The sequence below is a fragment of the Bosea sp. RAC05 genome (assembly GCF_001713455.1).
Lineage (GTDB): Bacteria > Pseudomonadota > Alphaproteobacteria > Rhizobiales > Beijerinckiaceae > Allobosea.
Genome location: NZ_CP016464.1, coordinates 685,019 through 704,568, shown reverse-complemented (window position 1 = coordinate 704,568; position 19,550 = coordinate 685,019). Strand labels below are relative to the sequence as shown.

Annotated in this window: 16 protein-coding genes and 1 riboswitch; of the genes, 6 read left to right on the top strand and 10 right to left on the bottom strand. The window is 68.0% G+C overall.

Going from position 1 to position 19,550, the window contains the following annotated elements; all coding sequences use genetic code 11:
- Positions 1 to 30 precede the first annotated feature (30 nt).
- The 9 genes from BSY19_RS06845 to BSY19_RS06805 all read right to left on the bottom strand — a co-directional run bounded on the left by BSY19_RS06845 (position 31) and on the right by BSY19_RS06805 (position 10,772).
- Positions 31 to 771, bottom strand: coding sequence for a M48 family metallopeptidase (locus BSY19_RS06845; protein ID WP_069053497.1), 741 nt, complete (start codon positions 769 to 771; stop codon positions 31 to 33).
- Positions 772 to 861: 90 nt separating this feature from the next.
- A complete protein-coding gene (gene thiC / locus BSY19_RS06840; RefSeq protein ID WP_069053496.1) occupies positions 862 to 2,718 on the bottom strand; it encodes a phosphomethylpyrimidine synthase ThiC in 1,857 nt (618 codons plus the stop codon).
- 76 nt (positions 2,719 to 2,794) lie between these two features.
- Positions 2,795 to 2,899: riboswitch (TPP riboswitch) on the bottom strand.
- A 37-nt stretch (positions 2,900 to 2,936) separates the two neighbouring features.
- The gene (locus BSY19_RS06835; protein ID WP_069053495.1) at positions 2,937 to 3,134 is read right to left on the bottom strand and encodes a hypothetical protein; all 198 of its coding nucleotides are present in this window, start codon (positions 3,132 to 3,134) and stop codon (positions 2,937 to 2,939) included.
- A gap of 136 nt (positions 3,135 to 3,270) precedes the next feature.
- Complete coding sequence (locus BSY19_RS28550) at positions 3,271 to 5,214, bottom strand: OmpA family protein (RefSeq protein WP_083247442.1); 1,944 nt, start codon at positions 5,212 to 5,214, stop codon at positions 3,271 to 3,273.
- A gap of 118 nt (positions 5,215 to 5,332) precedes the next feature.
- Positions 5,333 to 6,232, bottom strand: a complete 900-nt coding sequence (locus BSY19_RS06825; RefSeq protein ID WP_069053494.1) for a polysaccharide deacetylase family protein — start codon at positions 6,230 to 6,232, stop codon at positions 5,333 to 5,335.
- 108 nt (positions 6,233 to 6,340) lie between these two features.
- Positions 6,341 to 8,044, bottom strand: coding sequence for a dipeptide ABC transporter ATP-binding protein (locus BSY19_RS06820; RefSeq protein WP_069053493.1), 1,704 nt, complete (start codon positions 8,042 to 8,044; stop codon positions 6,341 to 6,343).
- 127 nt (positions 8,045 to 8,171) lie between these two features.
- On the bottom strand, positions 8,172 to 9,068 hold the full coding sequence (locus BSY19_RS06815; RefSeq protein WP_069053492.1) for an ABC transporter permease: 897 nt from the start codon (positions 9,066 to 9,068) through the stop codon (positions 8,172 to 8,174).
- On the bottom strand, positions 9,065 to 10,039 hold the full coding sequence (locus BSY19_RS06810) for an ABC transporter permease (RefSeq protein ID WP_069053491.1): 975 nt from the start codon (positions 10,037 to 10,039) through the stop codon (positions 9,065 to 9,067). The genes BSY19_RS06815 and BSY19_RS06810 overlap by 4 nt, the downstream gene beginning before the upstream one ends.
- A 31-nt stretch (positions 10,040 to 10,070) precedes the next feature.
- Entirely contained in the window at positions 10,071 to 10,772 is a 702-nt protein-coding gene (locus tag BSY19_RS06805; RefSeq protein ID WP_069053490.1) for a creatininase family protein, read from the bottom strand.
- Between the two features lie 159 nt (positions 10,773 to 10,931).
- Here BSY19_RS06805 and BSY19_RS06800 point away from each other — a divergent pair, with 159 nt between their 5' ends.
- The 5 genes from BSY19_RS06800 to BSY19_RS06780 all read left to right on the top strand — a co-directional run bounded on the left by BSY19_RS06800 (position 10,932) and on the right by BSY19_RS06780 (position 16,145).
- Complete coding sequence (locus BSY19_RS06800) at positions 10,932 to 11,483, top strand: MarR family winged helix-turn-helix transcriptional regulator (protein WP_083247441.1); 552 nt, start codon at positions 10,932 to 10,934, stop codon at positions 11,481 to 11,483.
- The gene (locus BSY19_RS06795) at positions 11,480 to 13,069 is read left to right on the top strand and encodes an ABC transporter substrate-binding protein (RefSeq protein ID WP_069053489.1); all 1,590 of its coding nucleotides are present in this window, start codon (positions 11,480 to 11,482) and stop codon (positions 13,067 to 13,069) included. The genes BSY19_RS06800 and BSY19_RS06795 overlap by 4 nt, the downstream gene beginning before the upstream one ends.
- 193 nt (positions 13,070 to 13,262) lie before the next feature.
- Positions 13,263 to 14,216, top strand: coding sequence for an isoaspartyl peptidase/L-asparaginase family protein (locus tag BSY19_RS06790; protein ID WP_069053488.1), 954 nt, complete (start codon positions 13,263 to 13,265; stop codon positions 14,214 to 14,216).
- A gap of 160 nt (positions 14,217 to 14,376) precedes the next feature.
- Positions 14,377 to 15,417, top strand: a complete 1,041-nt coding sequence (locus BSY19_RS06785) for a ketopantoate reductase family protein (RefSeq protein WP_069053487.1) — start codon at positions 14,377 to 14,379, stop codon at positions 15,415 to 15,417.
- Positions 15,390 to 16,145, top strand: a complete 756-nt coding sequence (locus BSY19_RS06780; protein ID WP_069053486.1) for an SDR family NAD(P)-dependent oxidoreductase — start codon at positions 15,390 to 15,392, stop codon at positions 16,143 to 16,145. The genes BSY19_RS06785 and BSY19_RS06780 overlap by 28 nt, the downstream gene beginning before the upstream one ends.
- Before the next feature lie 9 nt (positions 16,146 to 16,154).
- Here the strand turns inward: BSY19_RS06780 and BSY19_RS06775 are convergent, their stop codons facing one another.
- Positions 16,155 to 18,194 carry an NAD(+) synthase gene (locus BSY19_RS06775; RefSeq protein ID WP_069053485.1) on the bottom strand — a complete coding sequence of 680 codons (2,040 nt, stop codon included), beginning with the start codon at positions 18,192 to 18,194 and terminating at the stop codon, positions 16,155 to 16,157.
- A gap of 264 nt (positions 18,195 to 18,458) precedes the next feature.
- On the opposite strand from BSY19_RS06775, the gene BSY19_RS06770 reads away from it, so the two are divergent.
- Positions 18,459 to 19,550, top strand: a complete 1,092-nt coding sequence (locus BSY19_RS06770) for a TylF/MycF/NovP-related O-methyltransferase (protein WP_069053484.1) — start codon at positions 18,459 to 18,461, stop codon at positions 19,548 to 19,550.

Here is a 19,550-nt window from a genome sequence, read left to right as displayed (position 1 = left end):
CTCTAGGCTTCGCGCCAAGGGCTGTCGAGTTCACCCATAGGCATGCAGCCCCGCGCCATGGCGCTTGAGCCAGGCCTCGGCCTCCTCCGTGCGCGGGCAGAGCTTGTGGGTCAGCGCCCAGAAGCGGTGCGAGTGGTTCATCTCCTTGAGATGGGCGACCTCATGGGCGGCGAGGTAGTCCAGCACCAGCGGCGGGGCCAGGATGAGCCGCCAGGAGAAATTGAGGTGCCCCTGCGAGGAGCAGGAGCCCCAGCGACTGGTCGTGTCGCGGATGGTGATCCGGCGGGCGGGGATCCCGAGCGCGGCGGTGTGGCGGGCGACCGCCGCCTCGAGATCCTCCAGCGCGGCACGGCGCAGGAAATCCTTGATCCGGCGCGGCACATGGGCGCTCTCGCCGGCGACCGCGAGGATCGGCGCGCCGTCCTGGTCGGTCGTGGCGCGGGTCAGCCCGCGCGCCTTGCTCCAATGGACGATGCGGTGGGGCGTGCCGCGGACAGGGATCGTCTGGCCCGGCTCGAAGGGAATGAGCTGAGGGCGCTTGGCGAGGCGGGCCGCGATCCAGCCGCCATGATTGTCCGCGAAGAGCCGGCCCGCCGCGAAATCGGCCCGCTCCGGCAGGGTCAGCGTGATCTCGCCGCTGGCCTGCGAGACGCGCAGCGTCATCCGCCGCGCGCTCGCCCGCCGCTTGATCTGCACGGGATACAGAACCCCGGCATGGGAGACCTCGATCTGCTCCGGATCGGGCTTGCGCTTGAAGAGGGAGAGCCGCATCGCCTTCGATTGTGCGGGATTCGCAGCCGTTCCGGAAGGGGGCGGCGAGCACCCCCTTCCCTCAGGCGGCCGGCTTGGGGACCGTGGGTCCTACTCCGCCGGCAGATAGAGGCTGGCACCGCGGTCGCGGAATTCCCGCGCCTTGCCGGCCATGCCCGCCGCCCGGTCGAGCGCCGCACGCTGCGTATCGTCCATCGCCAGAACCTCGGCACGCAGATCCTGCGTGATCTTCATCGAGCAGAATTTCGGCCCGCACATCGAGCAGAAATGCGCGACCTTGTGGGCGTCCTTCGGCAGCGTCTCGTCGTGATAGGCACGCGCCGTATCGGGATCGAGCCCCAGATTGAACTGATCCTCCCAGCGGAAATCGAAGCGGGCGCGGGAGAGCGCGTCGTCCCGGAGCCTGGCCGCCGGATGGCCCTTGGCGAGATCGGCGGCGTGCGCGGCGATCTTGTAGGTGATGACGCCGGTCTTGACGTCGTCGCGGTCGGGCAGGCCGAGATGCTCCTTGGGGGTGACGTAGCAGAGCATGGCGCAGCCATACCAGCCGATCATCGCCGCCCCGATCCCCGAGGTGATATGGTCATAGCCCGGCGCGATGTCGGTCGTCAGCGGTCCCAGCGTGTAGAAGGGGGCTTCCCCGCATTCGCGCAGCTGCTTCTCCATGTTCTCCTTGATCTTGTGCATCGGCACATGACCGGGGCCCTCGATCATCACCTGGCAGCCTTTTTCCCACGCGATGGTGGTGAGTTCCCCAAGGGTCTCCAACTCGGCGAACTGGGCGCGGTCATTGGCGTCGGCGATCGAGCCCGGACGTAAGCCGTCGCCGAGCGAGAACGAGACGTCATAGGCGCGCATGATCTCGCAGATCTCGTCGAAACGCTCGTAGAGGAAGCTCTCGCGATGATGCGCCAGGCACCAGCGCGCCATGATCGAGCCGCCGCGCGAGACGATGCCCGTGACGCGGCTGGCCGTCAGCGGCACGTAAGCCAGCCGCACGCCGGCATGGATGGTGAAGTAGTCGACGCCCTGCTCGGCCTGCTCGATCAGCGTGTCCTTGAAGACCTCCCAATCGAGCTTGACCGGGTCGCCGCCGACCTTCTCCAGCGCCTGGTAGATCGGCACCGTGCCGATCGGGACCGGCGCATTGCGCAGGATCCAGGAGCGGATGGCGTGGATGTTGCGGCCGGTCGACAGGTCCATCACTGTGTCGGCGCCCCACCTGATCGCCCAGACCAGCTTCTCGACCTCCTCGGCCGCGCCCGAGGTCACAGCCGAATTGCCGATATTGGCGTTGATCTTGACCAGGAAGTTGCGGCCGATCGCCATCGGCTCCAGCTCGGGATGGTTGATGTTGGCGGGGATGATCGCCCGCCCGCGCGCGATCTCCTCACGCACGAATTCGGGCGTGACGAAGTCGGGGAGGCTCGCGCCGAAGCTCTCGCCATCGGCATGGCGCTCGCAGGCGCCCTCCAGCATCGCGGCGCGGCCGAGATTTTCGCGGTGGGCGACATAGATCATCTCGGGGGTGACGATGCCGGCCTTCGCGAACTCGTATTGCGTCGCCATCCGGCCGGGCTTCGCCCTCAGGACCGGGCGCTGCGCCGGGCAGGACGGCACGCTCTGGGCGGGAGCGGCATGGCCGTTGTCGGCGGGTGTGACGGCGCGTCCCGCAATGGCCTCGAAGCCGCGCCGGTCGAGCCAGGCGCGCCTGATCTGCGGCAGGCCCGCATTGAGATCGATGGCGACGTCGGTCTCGGTGTAGGGGCCGGAGGGATCGTAGAGGCGCACCGGAGGCTCGGCATCGGTGCTCAGTTGCACCTCGCGAAAGGGCACGCGGATCGCATCATCCTGTGGCGCCGGCACATAGATCTTGCGCGAGCCGGTGATCGGCCCGGTGGTGACGCCGGTCGGAGCGCCGAAGGTTTTGGTTGGCTGGGAAGGCATTTTGGATCTCCGCCTTTGAGGTCAGGAGATCCGGCGTCGAAAGCGGTTCAAGCGCTGTGATGCGGTCGCAATGCGGGCATGCGCCGCGTTCCAGTCCCTCCGCCGGTATGACCCGGATCAGGTTCGATGGGTTCGGCTTGAGAAGCCGTCTCAGCCCTTGCGGGCACCCCTCGGAACGGGATCGAGGTTAGGCGGGTGGGCGGCGATGCGCAACCGGCTCAGGCGGTGATGTCGACGGACTGGCCCTGTCCTGCGGGAAGAACCGCCTGCATCTGCTCGGCGCTCTGCTGGAGCAGGGCGACGACGCTCTGATCAGCCTGAGCCTGCTGGCTCAGCATGATGGTCTGCAGCGCCTGCTGCGTGGCGGTCGCCTGCGTCGCGGCAAAGGTCTGCGCGATGGCCATGGAGTCACTCATGGGGGATCCTCCCTTGCTCCGGTGATAGGCGCGGGACGTTGAGCCTTCGTGAACGCGATGCCGTGAAAGCGGGGTGTGCCCTTCAGGAAGGCCGCCTCGCGGCGGACCTCCGTATCGCGCGTGAGGGCTGGCCCGGTCAGCCGCCCTGCCCTGCCAGAAGCGGCGTGATCCGCCGCAGCGTGACGCGGCGGTTCAGGCGCTCGGCCTCCGGCGTGGCGACCTTGAGATACTGTTCGCCATAGCCCTGCGTCGTCAGGTTCTCCGGCGGGACGCCGAAATCCTTCGTCAGGATCTCGGCGACCGACTGGGCGCGCCGGTCCGACAGCGAGAGATTGTCGATGTCCGAGCCGACGGCGTCGGTGTGCCCCTCGACGAGGAAGACCTCGTTGGGAGAGGCCTGAAGCGCGCGGCGGATCGAGTCGGCGATGACCGACAGCCGCTGCGCCTGGCCGGGCGCCACGTCCCAGGACCCGGTCGCGAAGGTCACCGTGTCGATATCGACGCTGCGCATCTGCGCCCGCAGATCCGGCGAGTAGCGGACCTCGTCGAGGGTGTAGCGGCGCGGAATCGGCCCGAGCGGCGGGGCGACGATCGTATCGTAGATCAGGTTTTCATCGGCCTGATCGGCATCGACGATGTAGCGCTCGCGCGGAATCCGCAGCGCCGGGCGCTCCAGCACGACGATCTCGTCGGAGAAGCGATCGCGCGGCCGGTCGCGGCGGGTGTTGTCGATGATGACGACCTCCCTGCCCTCGCGATCGAGCCGGGCGCGCCGGATCAGGCGACCCTCCTCATCGGTGATGGTGACGATCCGCGTGCCGTCGGCGCGCTCGAAGACGGTGCGGTTCTCGTCACCGCGGCGCTCGGTGCGAGCCTCCAGCCCGAGGTCGCGGAAGCGCTGCGTCTCGTCGCGGCGGATGATCGTGCGGTCGTCGTCACGGATGATCGTGCGGCCGGGTTCGCGGATGATGGTGACATCACCCTCCCGCCGCTCCTCGCGGCGACCCCGGACATCGTCGAGCCGCTCGGCGCCTTGCGTTGCCATGATGCCGCCGAGGACGCCGGCGCCCAGCCCGATTGCGGCCGCGCCGCCAAGCCCGATGCCGCCGCGGCGGCCCTGGCGCGGATCGACCGGCTGCCCCGGCACGCCGGGCGCGGCCGGCGGGGTGGCCTGGGTCTGGCCGTCACGCCGCGCGGGAGGTGGCGCGGTCGGAGGCGCCGGCGGGGCGGCGGGAGCAGCCTGCGGAGCCGGAGCCGGAGGGGTCGAAGGCGCTGGAGCCGGAGCCGGAGCGATTGCGGGCGGCGCAGCGGTGGGAGGTGGCGCGGCCTGGGGCGCAGCCGCCGGAGGCTGGGCCGGGGCGACCGGCGCCGTGCGGGGCAGCGGCACGACCGGCGGGGTCGGAGCCGTGGGCGCGATGGCGGGTGCCGGCGCTGCCGGGTAGGGGGCGGCGCGGTTCTGCGGTGCGGGCTTGGGCGCCGGCGGGGTTGCAGGCATTGCAGCCGGGGGCCGGCGGTCGGTGGGAGCCGCAGCCGGCGGCGCCGGACGCTGCGTCGGAGCCAAGCGCTCCGCGGGGGGCTGGCGCTCGGGGGCAGCGGCGGGCGGACGCGGCGGTATCGGACGGACGGACGGCGCGCCATCGACCGGCGGAAGCGGACGGGCGGCGGGCTGCGGCGCGGTGATCGAGGGGACCGGGCGCGGCATCGGCGGGTCTCGGCGCGGTTCGGGCGCGGCACGCGGCGGCGGCGGCTCTGCCGGTGCCGGGGCACGGGGTGCGGCCGGCGGTGCGGCGGTGGGCGCCTGCGGGGCGCTCGGCCGCTGGATCGCCGCCGGCGGCGCGCCAGACCCGCGCGGCGCGGCGGGGCCTTCCGCCCTGGGAGCGGCAGGGCCGCCCGGGGCCCGCGGCACGCCCGGCGCACGCTCGCGGCGCGGCTGGCCCGGCTGGTCGTCGGCCGGGGGCTGAGCCTGTGCGAACTCAGGGAAGCGGTCGGGGGCGGCTGCGGCGACCATTCCCCCCGCCTGCGACAGGGCGATGGCGGGGAGGATGGTGCCGACCAGAAGCCAGTTCTTGGTGCGCGTCATGAAATCCGTTTCCGTTTTCGTTCTGAAAGCGAGAACGCGCCGGATGCGCTGAACCCGTCCTGAACCAAAAACGGCGGAAATCCGGCCCGGTTCCGTGCGAACCGGGGCGATGCCTTACTCAGATGCCGGCCTGCTCCTTCACGAAGGCTGCGATCTCGGCATGGCTGGCGAACCAGACATCCGGCATCTCCTTGATGTGGGAGATCAGCTTCTCGAGGATCCAGATGCGCGAGCGGTAGGTGATGACATGCGGGTGCATGGTCAGGAGGAACAGCCCACCCTCCTCATAGGCGCGGTCGAATTCGCGCCGGAAGATGTCGAACACGGCCTCGGGCGCCGTATAGGGCCGCAGCGCCTGGAAACGGTTCATGTTGAAATAGACCGCGTCGTCGCGGATCCATTCGACCGGCAGTTCGACCATGCCGGTCGGCTCGCCCTTCTCGACGATCTCATAGGGGTCGTCATCGGCGAAGAGCGAGGAATCATAGAGCAGGCCGAGCTCGCGCTCGATCGAGAGCGTCACCTCCGAGAAGTCCCAGGAGGGGGTGCGCATGCCGACCGGGCGGACGCCGGTGATCTTCTCCAGCGTGTCGGCGGAGCGCAGATGCAATTCGCGCTCGGCGTCCGGCGGCACGGCGGTGTTGACCTCGTGGATCCAGCCATGGAGGCCGATCTCGTGGCCCTCGGCGATCACCCGGCGCTGCTCGTCAGGATAGAGCAAGGCGGTGACGGCCGGCACGAAGAAGGTCGCCTGGATGTCCTGCTTCTTCATGAGGTCGAGGATGCGGGGCATGCCGACGCGGTTGCCGTATTGCCCCCAGGACAGCCGCCCGACCGACTTGCCGCCGTCGCGCAGTTCATTGGTCTCGTGATCGACATCGAAGGACAGCGCGACCGCGCAGCGCGCGCCGTTCTTCCAGGTCGCCGGCTTCAGGTTGCGGCCAGCGCGGACGCGATCGACCTTGGCGCGCCAGGTCTCTTCCGGCCACTGCCAGGGGAGGAGTTCGGGTTCAGACATGGTGGTCTCCTTGCTGTCTTCGCCGTCATTGCGAGCGCAGCGAAGCAATCCAGCGTCCCGCTGTGACCCTTCTGGATTGCTTCGCTGCGCTCGCAATGACGATAGAATTCACGCCACCGGCAGCACGGGAACCGCCGCCAGCAGGCGCTTGGTGTAGGCGTCGCGCGGGTTGTCGTAGACCTCGCCGGCCGGGCCGCTCTCGACGATCTTGCCTCGATGCATGATCGCGACGCGGTCGCAGAGATGGCGGACGACCGAGAGGTCGTGGGAGATGAAGAGCAGCGTCAGGCCGAGCTCCTGCCGCAGCCGCAGCAGCAGATTGATGATCTGCGCCTGGATCGAGACGTCGAGCGAGGCGACCGGCTCGTCGCAGACGACGACATCGGGCTGCATGGCGAGCGCGCGGGCGATCGCGACGCGCTGGCGCTGGCCGCCGGAGAACTGATGCGGGTAACGGCCGGCGAAGGCGGGGTCGAGCCCGACGGCGGCCAGCCATTGCGCGACATAGGTGCCGGCCTCGGCCCGGCCGACGAGGCCGTGGGCGAGCGGGCCTTCCGCGATGCTGTCGCCGATGCGCATGCGCGGGTTCAGCGAAGCGAAGGGGTCCTGGAAGATCGTCTGGATGCGGGTGGTGATCTTGTGCGGGCGCTCGCCCGGGCTCATCACCGGCTCGCCATCGAGCAGGACATGACCGCTGTCGGGCGCATAGATGCCCGCAACGATGCGCCCCAGCGTCGACTTGCCGCTGCCGGACTCACCGACGAGTCCCAGCGCCTCGCCGCGCGCGATCGACAGCGTGACATGGTCCACCGCCTGCACCGCCGGGAGCGGGCCGACGAGCCCGACCTTCTGCGCGAGCAGGCGCAGCACGCCCGATTTACGCTGGAAGCGTTTGCCGACCGCCTCGATCACGACATAGGGCAGATCGGCCCGGCGATGCCCCGATTCCGCCTGACGCGGCAGGCGCGGCGGCGGGGCCGCGTCGGTGCCGGCGCCGCGCGCCAGCATCGCGCCGGGCCTGGCGCGCGAGGGCAGCGAGTCGAGCAGGCCCTGCGTGTAGGGATGCTGCGGCCGGGTCAGGACCTGGAGCACGGGCCCGGCCTCGACGATCTTGCCGTAGCGCATGACGCAGACATGGTCGGCAATCGAGGCGACGGTGGCGAGGTCGTGGCTGATCCAGATCAGGGCGGTGCCGAGCTGCGCGACCAGTTCCTTCATCTCGGCGAGGATCTCGGCCTGGATCGAGACGTCGAGCGCCGTCGTCGGCTCGTCGCAGATGATCAGCCGCGGCCGGTGCAGCAGCGCGATCGCGATGGCGACGCGCTGGCGCATGCCGCCAGAGAACTGGTGCGGGTAGAAATCGACCTTGGTCTCTGGGTCGGGAATGCGGACCTGGGCGAGTGCCGCAATCGCGCGCTGCCGGCGCTCAGTGCCCGTGACGCTCTCATGCGCCTCGAGCGCCAGGCCGATCTGGTCGCCGATCGTCAGCATCGGGTTCAGCGTCATCATCGGGTCCTGGAAGACCATCGAGATCGCCTTGCCGCGAATGGCGCGCAGTTCATCGGGCGGCAGGCCGACGAGCTCGCGGCCTTCGAGCTTCACCGAGCCGCGCTCGATGCGGCCCGGCGGATCGAGCAGGCCGATGATCGAGAAGCCGGTGATGCTCTTGCCCGAGCCGGATTCGCCGACGAGGCCCATGACCTCGCCGCGCTTGAGGCTGAAGGAAACGCCGTCGACCGCCTTCACCACGCCGGCGCGGGCGTGGAAATGGGTGGCAAGGTCGGTGACGTCGAGGAGTGGGGTGTCGGTCATGACATGGCCCTTGGGCCCGGGCCGGCCTGCTCGTCATTGCGAGGAGGCGCAGCCGACGAAGCAATCCAGGGCGAGCTGACGGGCCGCTGGATTGCTTCGCTTCGCTCGCAATGACGGAGAGCGCCGCTCATCGCTTCAGCCTCGGATTGACCTGGTCGCGGATGCGGTCGCCGACGAGGTTGATGGCGACGATCAGCACGATCAGGGCGATGCCGGGATAGATCGAGATCCAGTAGCGGCCAGACAGCATGTACTGGAAGCCGTTGGAGATCAGCATGCCCAATGACGGCTCGGTGACGGGGAGCCCGACGCCGAGGAAGGAGAGCGTCGCCTCCAGCGCGATGGCGCTCGCCACCTGCACCGTCGCGACCACGATCAGCGGCGGCAGGCAGTTGGGGAAGATGTGCTTGAGCACGACGCGCCAGGCCGGCAGCGGCGTCGAGAGCACCGCCTCGACATAGTCCTTGCCGCGCTCGGCCGAGGCCGCGCCATGGGCGGTCCGGGCGAAATAGGCGTATTGCGCGGCAGCCAGCGCCGCGATCAGCTGCATCTTGCCCTGGCCGAGCAGGGCCGAGAGGACGAGCGCCAGCAGGATCGCCGGAAAGGCGAGCTGGAGATCGACGACGCGCATGATGAAGGCTTCCCAGCGGCCGCCGAGATAGGCCGCGCCGACACCGAGCGTCACGCCGACGGTGAAGGCCAGCGAGCCGGCGATCAGCCCCATCTGGAGCGAGATGCGCAAGCCATAGAGAATGGCCGAGAACAGGTCCCGGCCCTGGGCGTCCGTACCGAGGATATGGGTGTAGCCGGACGAGCCGACGAAACCGGGCGGCCGGCGGGCATCCATCAGGACGAGATTGGCGAGGTCGTAGGGGTTCTGCGGGGCGACCAGCGGCGCGAAGATCGCGACGCCGAGCATCAGCACGACGACGGCGAGCGCGACGACCGCGACCTTGCTCTCCTGGAACTCGGCCCAGAAACGGGCGGCCGGGGAGATTTCGCTCGGGGGCACGGGCTGTCTCATCGCGAGCCCGCCCGGCGCAGCCGCGGATCGAGCCCGACATAGGCGAGATCGACGAGGAAGTTGATCATGATGAAGACGAAGGAGACGAGCATCAGATAGGCCACCATCACCGGCCGATCGAGCGAGGTGATCGAGTCGATGATCAGCTTGCCGATGCCGGGCCAGGAGAAGATCGTCTCGGTGACGACGGCAAAGGCCAGCGTCGAGGCGAATTCGAGCCCGAAGACGGTCACCAGCGGGATCGCGATCAGCCGAAGCACATGGCGGCGCAGCACGGTCCATTCGGAGAGGCCGGCGGCGCGGGCGAACTTCACCGTGTCCGACAGCATCGCCTCGCGGGTGCCGGCGCGGGCCAGCCGCGTCATCAAGGCGAGCTTGAAGAAGGCGAGATTGCACGCCGGCAGCAGGAGATGGCTCAGGCCATTGGCGGTGAGGAAGCTCCATTCGACGCCGAAGACGGAGACCGTCGCGCCGCGGCCGCCAGCCGGCAGCCATTGCAGCTCGACCGCGAAGGCCATGATCAGCACGAGGCCGATCCAGAAGGTCGGCACCGAGAAGCCGAGGATCGAGATCGTCATGATCGCCTTGGCGGCGAGGCCGTCGGGCCTGTAGCCGGCATAGATGCCGGCGGGGATGCCGATCAGCGCCGCGCCGACGACCGCCGCCAGCGTCAGCTCCAGCGTCGCCGGCAGGCGCGATAGGATCAGATCCAGCACCGGCATTCCGAAGACGAAGGAGCGGCCGAAATCGCCCTGCAGGATGCGACCCAGGAAGGTGAAGTACTGGACATAAAGCGGCTGATCGAGCCCGTAGCGCGCGATCGTGTCGAGCCGGATGTCCTGGCTGACATCGGGCCCGATCAGCACGTCGATCGGGTTGCCGATGGCATAGACGCCGACGAAGACCAGCGCCGACATCACGAGCATGACGACGAGCGCCTGCCCCAGCCTGCCGAGGATGTGGGCTAGCATGGCGCCTGCCGTGGATCGGTGCCCCGAGCCCTCACGGCCAGTCCTCCACCATCGCCGCGCGCGTTTCCTCGACGCCGACCTGCCAGAGGCTGAGCATCTCGTTGTCGGAGCGCTGGTAGCGGCCGTGGAAATTGCCGTCGCCGAGGATCTCGCGTTTGCGGGCGGGATTGGCGGCCTGATAGAGCGCGGGATTGAAGGGTGGCTTGACGGTATCGGGCATGGCGACGCCCTCGAGCCGCGTCCAGGGGAAGTTCTCCATCCAGGAGGCGTGCGACGCCGCCGGATCGACCGCCTGCACTGCCGCCTGGAAGCGCGGTCCCGCCCACCAGTTGTGCAGCCTGACGCTGGCATCGGTGCGCTTGCCCATCCATTCCGTCGCCAGCGTCATGACCGGTGCATTGCCGCCATGGCCGTTGACCAGCACGATGCGGCGGAAGCCGGAGCGGTAGAACGCCTCGAGCATGTCCTCCATCACAGCGACATAGGTGCTCATGCGCAGCGACACCGTGCCCGGATAGGCGGCGAAAGCCGGGGTCATGCCATAGGCCAGGACGGGGAAGACCGGAATGTCGAGTGGCTCGGCGGCGTCATGGGCGACCTTCTCGGCGAGGATCGCATCAGTCGCGAGGCTGAGGAAGGCATGCTGCTCGACGCAGCCGAGTGGCAGGACACAGCGGTCATCCCGCTGGGCCTGCGCCTCAATCTGCATCCAGTTCATCTGCGCAACACGCACGGTCTGATCCTTGCTAGGAGAAGCGTTCGGTGGGCAAGGCAGAATCGGATTGCCCGCGCGACGAGGCTCCATCATCCTCGCTTGCTGCATCCTTGACTCTCGCGCTCGACAGCGTCAAGTTCCATTTGGAACTATCAAGGGGCGGGGGAGAGCTTGGACATGCGTCGCGCGCCAACGGCCGTTTCCCGTGTCGGCGCCTCACGCGAAAAGGCGCTGAAAGAGCTCGACCCCCTGACGGTCACCAAGCTCTGGGACAACCCCTGCTGGCTGTCCTTCCGCCTGAACTTCATCGCCTTCCGCTTCAACGATCCGGTCTATCGCTGGATCGAGACCCGCTACGGGCTGGTGCGGCCCGAATTCGTCGCGCTCTATGCCGTCGGCCTGCGCAACGGAGTGGCCGCCAAGAACATCGTCGCCTCCTCTGGCCTGCCGAAGAACACGCTCAGCCGCTCGATCCAGCGGCTGCTGCAGCGACGCCTGCTGCGCCGGGAGACCGATCCGGAGGACCTGCGCAGCTTCGTCCTCTACCTGACCGCGCCCGGCCGCGCGATCTTCGAGGAAACCATGCCGCTGATGATCGGACAGCAGACGGCGATGCTGTCTGCTCTCACCGAGGCCGAGCAGCGGCAGCTCTGCGAACTGATGGACAAGCTGGTGATCGCCTCACCGACCTGGCCCCATGATCTCGACAAAGAGGGAACCGCACCATGACCATCCATATCGCCCGCGTCGCCGCACTCGCCCTGGTCCTCGGAGCGTCCGTCTCCTCGGCCGCGCTCGCCCAGAACCTGACCATCGGCGTGCGCGCCGGGCCGGATTCGATCGATCCGCACTTCACCGCGACCGGCACCCATGCCGAGTCGCTGAAGCATATCTTCGACACGCTGACCTGGTCGGGCGACAAGCTGCAGATCGAGCCGCGCCTCGCCACGAGCTGGAAGGCGATCACGCCCGATACCTGGGAGTTCAAGCTGCGCTCCGGCGTGAAGTTCCATGACGGCTCGGACTTCACCGCCGAGGACGTCAAGTTCTCGATCGAGCGCATCCCGGTCGTCTCCGGGCCGAACCCGACGACGATCTACACGCGACGCGTCAAGGAGGTGAAGATCATCGACCCGCTGACGGTGCACATCGTCACCGACGGGCCGGCGCCGAACCTGCCCAACGACTTCATCCGCCTGTTCATCGTCTCGTCCAAGGCCGCCGCCGGGCTGACCAAGGACAACGCCAACGAGACGTTCAACTCCGGCAAGGCCGCGATCGGCACCGGCCCCTACAAGTTCGTCTCCTGGACCCCCAAGGACCAGCTCGTGCTCGACCGGTTCGACGGCTATTGGGGCCCCAAGGAGCCCTGGGCCAAGGTCGTCCGCAAGGAGCTGCCCAATGACGCCGCCCGCGTCGCCCAGCTGAAGGCCGGCCAGGTCGACATCATCGTGCGCGCGCCGTCCTCCGACATCGCGACGCTGAAGCGCGACCCGAAGCTCACGGTCGCGACGATCGACACGGTCTATGTCTTCAACATGGAAATCGACATGCGGGACAGGTCCCCGCAGGTCACCGCCAAGGACGGCTCGCCCCTGCCGAAGAACCCGCTGCAGGACCCCCGCGTGCGCGAGGCGATCGACCTCGCCATCGACCGGCCGGCGCTCGTCGAGATCGCGATGGAAGGCCTCGGCGCGCCGGTCAACCAGCTCGTCACCTCCAGCATCGCCGGCTTCAACAAGAGCCTGCCGCCGCTGAAGGTCGATCTCGTCCGGGCCAAGAAGCTGCTCGAGGAGGCCGGCTACCCCAACGGCTTCAAGACCTCGTTCTCCTTCACCAATGACCGCCTGCCGGGCGACCGCCAGGTCGGCACCTCGGTGGCGCAGATGCTGGCGCGGATCGGGCTCGACGTCACCGCCAACGCCCAGACGGCGGCCGTGTTCTTCCCGGCCCGGACGCGCGGCGAGTTTTCGCTCGCCATGTCGGGCTGGGGCACGCTGACCGGCGAGGCGAACTACACGCTGTCCTCGGTCGTCCACTCCAACGATCCGGCCCGGAAGCTCGGCGCCTTCAACGTGCTCGGCTACAAGAACGCCGATCTCGACAAGCTGATCCAGGACGCCGCCGTTGAGCTCGACGAGGCCAAGCGCAATGACCTGCTCGCGCAGGCCAATGCCATCGTCGCCAAGGACCGGCCGCGCCTGCCGATCGTCGCGGTCGGCTCGGCCTGGGCGATGCAGAAGGACAAGGTGACGATCGCTCCGCGCGTCGACGAGGACACGCTGGCGATGGACATCAAGCCCGCCAAGAAGTGACGTCAGCCGCGTTCCCCTCCCCCTTGTGGGGAGGGGTTAGGGGTGGGGGGCGCAAAGGCAGCGCTCACACTTGATACGCGAGGCCCGACCATAGTCCCATGCTCCTGTTTTCGGCCGCTCACCCGGTCGTTCGCCCCCCACCTCTGCCCCTCCCCACGAGGGGGAGGGGTTTGCGTCGAGGTTCCACACCCTGATGACCAAACCGATCGCCCTCGCCATCCATGGCGGCTGCGGCACGCTGCCGAAATCCGAAATGAGCGAGGCGGAATGGGCGGAAGCCCGGGCCGATCTCGCGGCCTCGCTGCGAGCCGGCTGGGCCATCCTCGCCAAGGGCGGCAGCGCCGTCGACGCCGTCGAGGCAGCGGTGCGGGTGATGGAGGATTCAGTCCATTTCAACGCCGGCTACGGCGCCGCCTTCAACGCCGAGGGCGAGCACGAGCTCGATGCCTCGATCATGGATGGGGCGACCCTGGCGGCCGGCGCGGTCGCAGCCGCCAAGCGCATCCGCAATCCCGTCAGCGCCGCCAAGGCGCTGATGCTGCGCGGCGACCCGCTGCTGCTGGTCGGCCCGTCGGCCGACACCTTTGCCGCCCATGAAGGGCTCGACATCGTCGAGAACGGGCATTTCTCGACGGAGCGGCGGCGCAAGAACCTGTCCTCGATGAAGATCCGCGAGCTCGTCGGCACGGCCGGCGATGCCAGCGAGGCCGAGAAGCATGGCACCGTCGGGGCGGTCGCGCTGGACGCGGCCGGGCATCTGGCGGCGGCGACCTCGACCGGTGGCTACACCAACAAGCCGGTTGGCCGCGTCGGCGATTCGCCGATCATCGGCGCCGGCACCTATGCCCGCGACGGGCGCTGCGCGGTGTCGGGCACCGGCAAGGGCGAGTATTTCATCCGCTACTGCGTCGGCCACGAGCTGGCCTCGCTGATCGGCTACAAGGTTCTCGGTCTCGAAGAGGCGAGCGCGGCCGTGCTCGGCGAGCTCACCGCCCACAGGATCGGCGCCGGGCTGGTGGCGATCGACGCGGACGGGACCATCGTCGCGCCCTACAACACGCAGGGCATGTATCGCGGCTGGGTGACGCCCGACGGGACCGTCCATGTCGCAACGCATGCGGATGTCGAGATCGCGGGTCAGGCGTGATGGCTGTTCGCTCGTCTCCCTCAGCCCTCATCCTGAGGAGCCGCGCAGCGGCGTCTCGAAGGATGGTCCAGGAGGTTCGCGCGTTCACTGAAGCATCCTTCGAGACGCGGCTTTCAGCCGCTCCTCAGGATGAGGGCTCACGGGCTCAGGAGCTGCTCACATGACCACCGAACCGATCCTGATCTGGGGCGCAGGCGCGATCGGCGGCACGCTCGGTGCCTATTGGGCGCGCGCCGGCATCCCCGTGCTGCTGGTCGACATCGTGCCCGAGCATGTCGAGGCCTGCCGCACGACGGGGCTCTCGATCACCGGCCCGATCGACAACTTCACGCAGGTCATCCCCGCCGTGACGCCGGCCGAACTGACCGGGACCTACAAGCGCATCGTGCTCGCCGTGAAGGCCGGCGCGACCGACGCGGCGGTCGCGGCGCTCAGCCCCCACCTGGCTCCAGACGGCTATGTGCTCTCGGCGCAGAACGGCCTCAACGAAATCGCCATCGCGGCCGTCGTCGGGGCGGAGCGGACGATGGGCTGCTTCGTCAATTTTGGCGCCGATTGGCACGGCCCCGGCGAGATCCTCTACGGCAACGAGGGGGCCGTCGTCGTCGGCGAGATCGACGGGCAGATCACGCCGCGCGCGATCGAGATGCACAAGCTGCTGCTCGTCTTCGAGCAAAAATCGATCCTGACGACCAACATCTGGGGCTATCTCTGGGGCAAGCTCTCCTATGGCGCGATGCTGTTCGGCACCGCGCTGACGCAGGACTCGATGTCGGCGAACTTCGCCGATCCCGACCGCCTCGTGGTCTGGCTGGCGCTCGGCCAGGAGGTCGCCGCGGTGGCGGCCGCCCGCGGCGTCAAGACGCTCGGCTTCGGCGAGTTCGACCCGATGGTGTTTGCGCCGGGCCAGCCGGAATATCCGCAGATCGAGACCATCGCCTGGCTCGCCGACTACACCTCCAAGACCGCCAAGACCCATTCCGGCATCTGGCGCGACCTCGCCGTGCGCAAGCGCAAGACCGAGGTCGATCCGCAGATCGGCATCATCGCCGCGCTCGGGCGGGAAGCCGGCGTGCCGACGCCGGCGGTCGAGACGCTGGTGACCCTGATCCACGACATCGAGGACGGCCGGCGGCCGCAATCCCCAGAGACCCTGAAAGTGCTGATCGACCGATGCAAATCCGTTTTGACGACCGCGTAGCCCTCGTCACCGGCGCGGCCCAGGGCATCGGGCGTGCGATCGCGACCGCCCTGGTCGAGGCCGGCGCCACCGTCCATCTCGCCGATATCGATGCCGAAGGTGTGGCGGCCACGGCAGCGGCCATCGGCGCCATTCCCCATGCGGTCGATCTCGGCTCAGCCGAGGCTGCGGCCAAGCTCGTCGCCGACATCCTCGCGCAGAGCGGCCGGCTGGAGCTTCTGGTCCATGCGGCGGGCGGTGTGCGCGGGCAGGTCGGCCGGCCGATCGAGGCGATCTCGGAGGCCGACTGGCGGGTGATCTTCGCGGCCAATGTCGATTCCGCCTTCTTCCTGGCGCAGGCGGCGGCGCCCGCGATGAAGGCCTCAGGCCACGGCCGGATCGTCACCATCTCCTCGGGAGCGGGCCTGCGGCCGAGCCTGACCGGCATCCAGGCCTATTCATCCGCCAAGCACGCGCTGGTCGGGCTGACCAAGCAGCTCGCCTGGGAGTTCGGGCCGCATGGCATCACGGTGAATTCGGTGGCGCCGGGCTTCGTGCGCTCCAACCCCGCGACCGAACGGCAATGGGAGAGTTATGGGCCGGAAGGCCAGAAACGCCTGGTCGAGGGCATCCACACCCGCCGCCTCGGCACGCCCGCCGACATCGCCGCGGCGAGCCTGTTCTTCCTGAGCGAGCAGGCCGGCTGGATCACCGGGCAGGTGCTGTCGGTGGATGGCGGGCGCTCCTGAGACCGACCCTCAATCCGGGATGCGCGCCAGATCCACCAGCCAGGCCGCCCCCGAGGCGTCGCTCGGCGCGCGCCAGTCGCCGCGCGGCGAGAGCGAGCCGCCTGACGAGACCTTCGGCCCGTTGGGCATGGCCGAGCGCTTGAACTGGCTGGTCTCGAAGAAGCGGCGCACGAAGACGGTCAGCCATTTCTTGATGGTCGGGAGGTCGTAGGCGACCTGCTTGGCCGCCTCCATATGCGGCGGCCAGTCGCCGCGCGTGGCATCGGCCCAAGCGTGATGCGACAGGAAGGCGATCTTGCTCGGCCGGAAGCCGTAGCGCGTCGTGTAGAACAGGTTGAAATCCTGCAGCGCATAGGGACCGACGAAATCCTCGGTCTTCTGGCTCGGCCCCTCGCCATCTCCCGGCACCAGCTCGGGCGAGATCTCGGTGGCGAGGATCGCCTCCAGCGTCGCTGACGCCTCCGCCCCGAAGCGCTCGGTGCGGGCGACCCAGCGGATGAGATGCTGGATCAGCGTCTTCGAAACCGAGCCATTGACGTTGTAATGGGACATCTGGTCGCCGACACCATAGGTGCACCAGCCCAGCGCCAGCTCCGACAGATCGCCCGTGCCGAGCACGAGGCCGTTGTGCTTGTTGGCGAGGCGGAACAGCAGCGAGGTGCGCGCGCCCGCCTGCACGTTTTCAAAAGTGATGTCGTAGACCGGATGCCCCTCCGCAAAGGGGTGGCCGATATCGACCAGCATCTGCCGGCAGGCCGGGGTCATGTCGATCTCGGCGGCGGTGACGCCGAGCGCCTTCATCAGCCGCCAGGCATTGGTCTTGGTGCCCGCGCTCGTGGCGAAGGCCGGCAGGGTGTAGGCGAGGATGTTCTCGCGCGGCAGGCCGAGCGCATCCATCGTGTCGGCGGCGACCAGCAGCGCCTGCGTCGAGTCGAGCCCGCCGGAGACGCCGATGACGATCTTGTCGACCCGGGTGCTCGCCAGCCGCTGGCGCAGGCCATGCGACTGGATGTTGTAGGCTTCGAAGCAGAGCTCGTTCAGCCTGGCATCGCCTGATGGCACAAAGGGAAAGCGCTCGACCTCACGGCGCAGGCCGAGATCGCTCTCGCGATCGGGCTCCAGCGCGAAGGCGACGCGGCGGAAAGCAAGCCGGTCGCGCAGCGCATCGGCATTGTCGCCGAAGGTGTTCATGCGGATGCGGTCGAGCGCCAGGCGCTCGAGGTCGATATCGGCCAGGATCAGCTGCGGCTCGGCGGCGAAGCGCTCGGCTTCGGCCAGAAGCGCGCCGTTCTCGTAGATCATCGCCTGCCCGTCCCAGGCGAGATCGGTGGTCGATTCCCCCGTGCCGGCGGCGGAATAGGCGTAGGCCGCGATGCAGCGCCCGGAATGCGCCTTGCAGAGCGCGTGGCGCCAATCCGACTTGCCGATGGTGACATTGGAGGCCGAGAGGTTGAGCAGCACCGTCGCGCCCGCCAGCGCCGCAAACGAGCTCGGCGGCACCGGCATCCAGACATCCTCGCAGATCTCCATATGGAGCGTGAGATCGGGGACGTCGGAAGCCGTCAGCAGGATGTCGGTGCCGAAAGGCACCTCCTGGCCACAGAGCTGGATGGAGGCGATGCCGGCGCGCTCGCCGGAGGCGAACTGCCGGCGCTCGTAGAATTCGCGGTAGTTGGGCAGATAGGTCTTCGGGACGACGGCGAGGATGCGGCCGCGATGCACGGCGATCGCGCAGTTGAAGAGCCGCCCTTCGATCCGCAGGGGCGCGCCGACCACCGCGACCGCCCGCAGCTGACGGCTCTCCTCGACCAGCGCGGCCAGCGCGTCGCGCACGGAATCGAGCAGCGCGCTCTGCATGTGCAGATCGTCGATCGCATAGGCGCTGAGACCCAGCTCCGGGAACAGCACGACCGAGGCGCCACCCTCGTCCGCCCGGCGCAGCAGCGGCAGCATCTGCGCCAGGTTGAACGCCGGATCGGCCACCTTGAGCCGCGGGGCGGCGCAGGCGAGGCGGATGAAGCCGTGGCTGTGGAGGTTGTGAAAGGTCATGAGCACAGTTCAGCGACTCTCCATCAGACAAGGATGGCAACCCCGTCGGCGATCCTGTTATGCGCAGAGGACCCGGGCCGGGCAAGCGCCTTGCCCGTGCGCGCTGGAAGCGCTGAAGACCCTCCAAACTGGTTGCGCGGAAATCCAGAGGCGCCTCTACCCACCACTGGATCGCCGCAGACTCCGGCGCGCGGGTTGCATCCCGGCAGGGGTCCTATAAGAGCTAGCTTTACGTCCGATCAGAGCTATCCGGGTTTCAAACCAATGACGAATTCGTCCATCGTGAGCGGACCAGGCCTCGATATCGAGGCCGTACTTGCACAGGTCGATGCCGGTGTTGCAGGCCGTGACACGGTGATGACCGCGCTTGCCCAGCTCGTCAGCAACGACAAGCCGATACCGCTGACGATCGAAGCGGCTGCATTGAAATTCTACATTGAGGAGGATGCGTCCCGCATCGACCTCAAGCGCCGTCTGGCAACTGTCATGACACTTCTCGGCCAGCCTATCGACGAAGCGCTGACCGCAGAGGTCCGGGATTCGATGATTTCGCAGGAGCATGAGACCGATTTCCAGTCGATGCTGGACGAATATGGTCGCAACGCGAAATTCGCTGACATGGAACCTGAATTCAAGCAAATACTGGAGCTTGTCCGGCCCTATACTATGACGACGATTGAGCGGCTTCATGCGCTATGGTCCAGCGTCGGCTATGTCGCAGCAGCTCGCATCCCCGGTGATATTGTCGAATGCGGCGTCTGGCGTGGTGGAAGCATGATGCTCGCCGCGCTGGAGCTCGTGCGGCGCGGCGCCACTGATCGCGAGCTTTGGCTGTTCGACACCTTCGCAGGTCTGCCGAAACCCGACGCCGAGATCGACATTGATGTTATGGGCAACCGCGCGATCGATGGCTGGAACGCTCATACGCTCGCTGACGGGAAGACCTACTGGGCCTATGCCGACGAAGCTGATGTTCGGAGAAACATGGGCCTGACGCGATATCCCAATCGGCGCTTACATTTCGTTCCGGGGCTCGTGGAAGAATCCATACCCAAAATCGGGCCTTCGAGTATAGCGCTCTTGCGGATAGATACCGATTGGTACTCATCGTACAAGCACGTGTTGCACGAAATGTATGATCGCGTCGTCCCTGGTGGTATCGTGATCTTCGACGATTACGGCCATTTTGGCGGGGCTCGAAAGGCTGTTGACGAATTCGTCGCCGAGCGCGGCATCACCTCCCCTCTCATCCGCATCGACTATTCATGCCGCATGATGATGAAGCTCGGCATGGTACAGCCCATGCCGGAGGCGGGGCCGCTGACCCGGATTGCGCGAGCGCTCGGCCTCCGATGA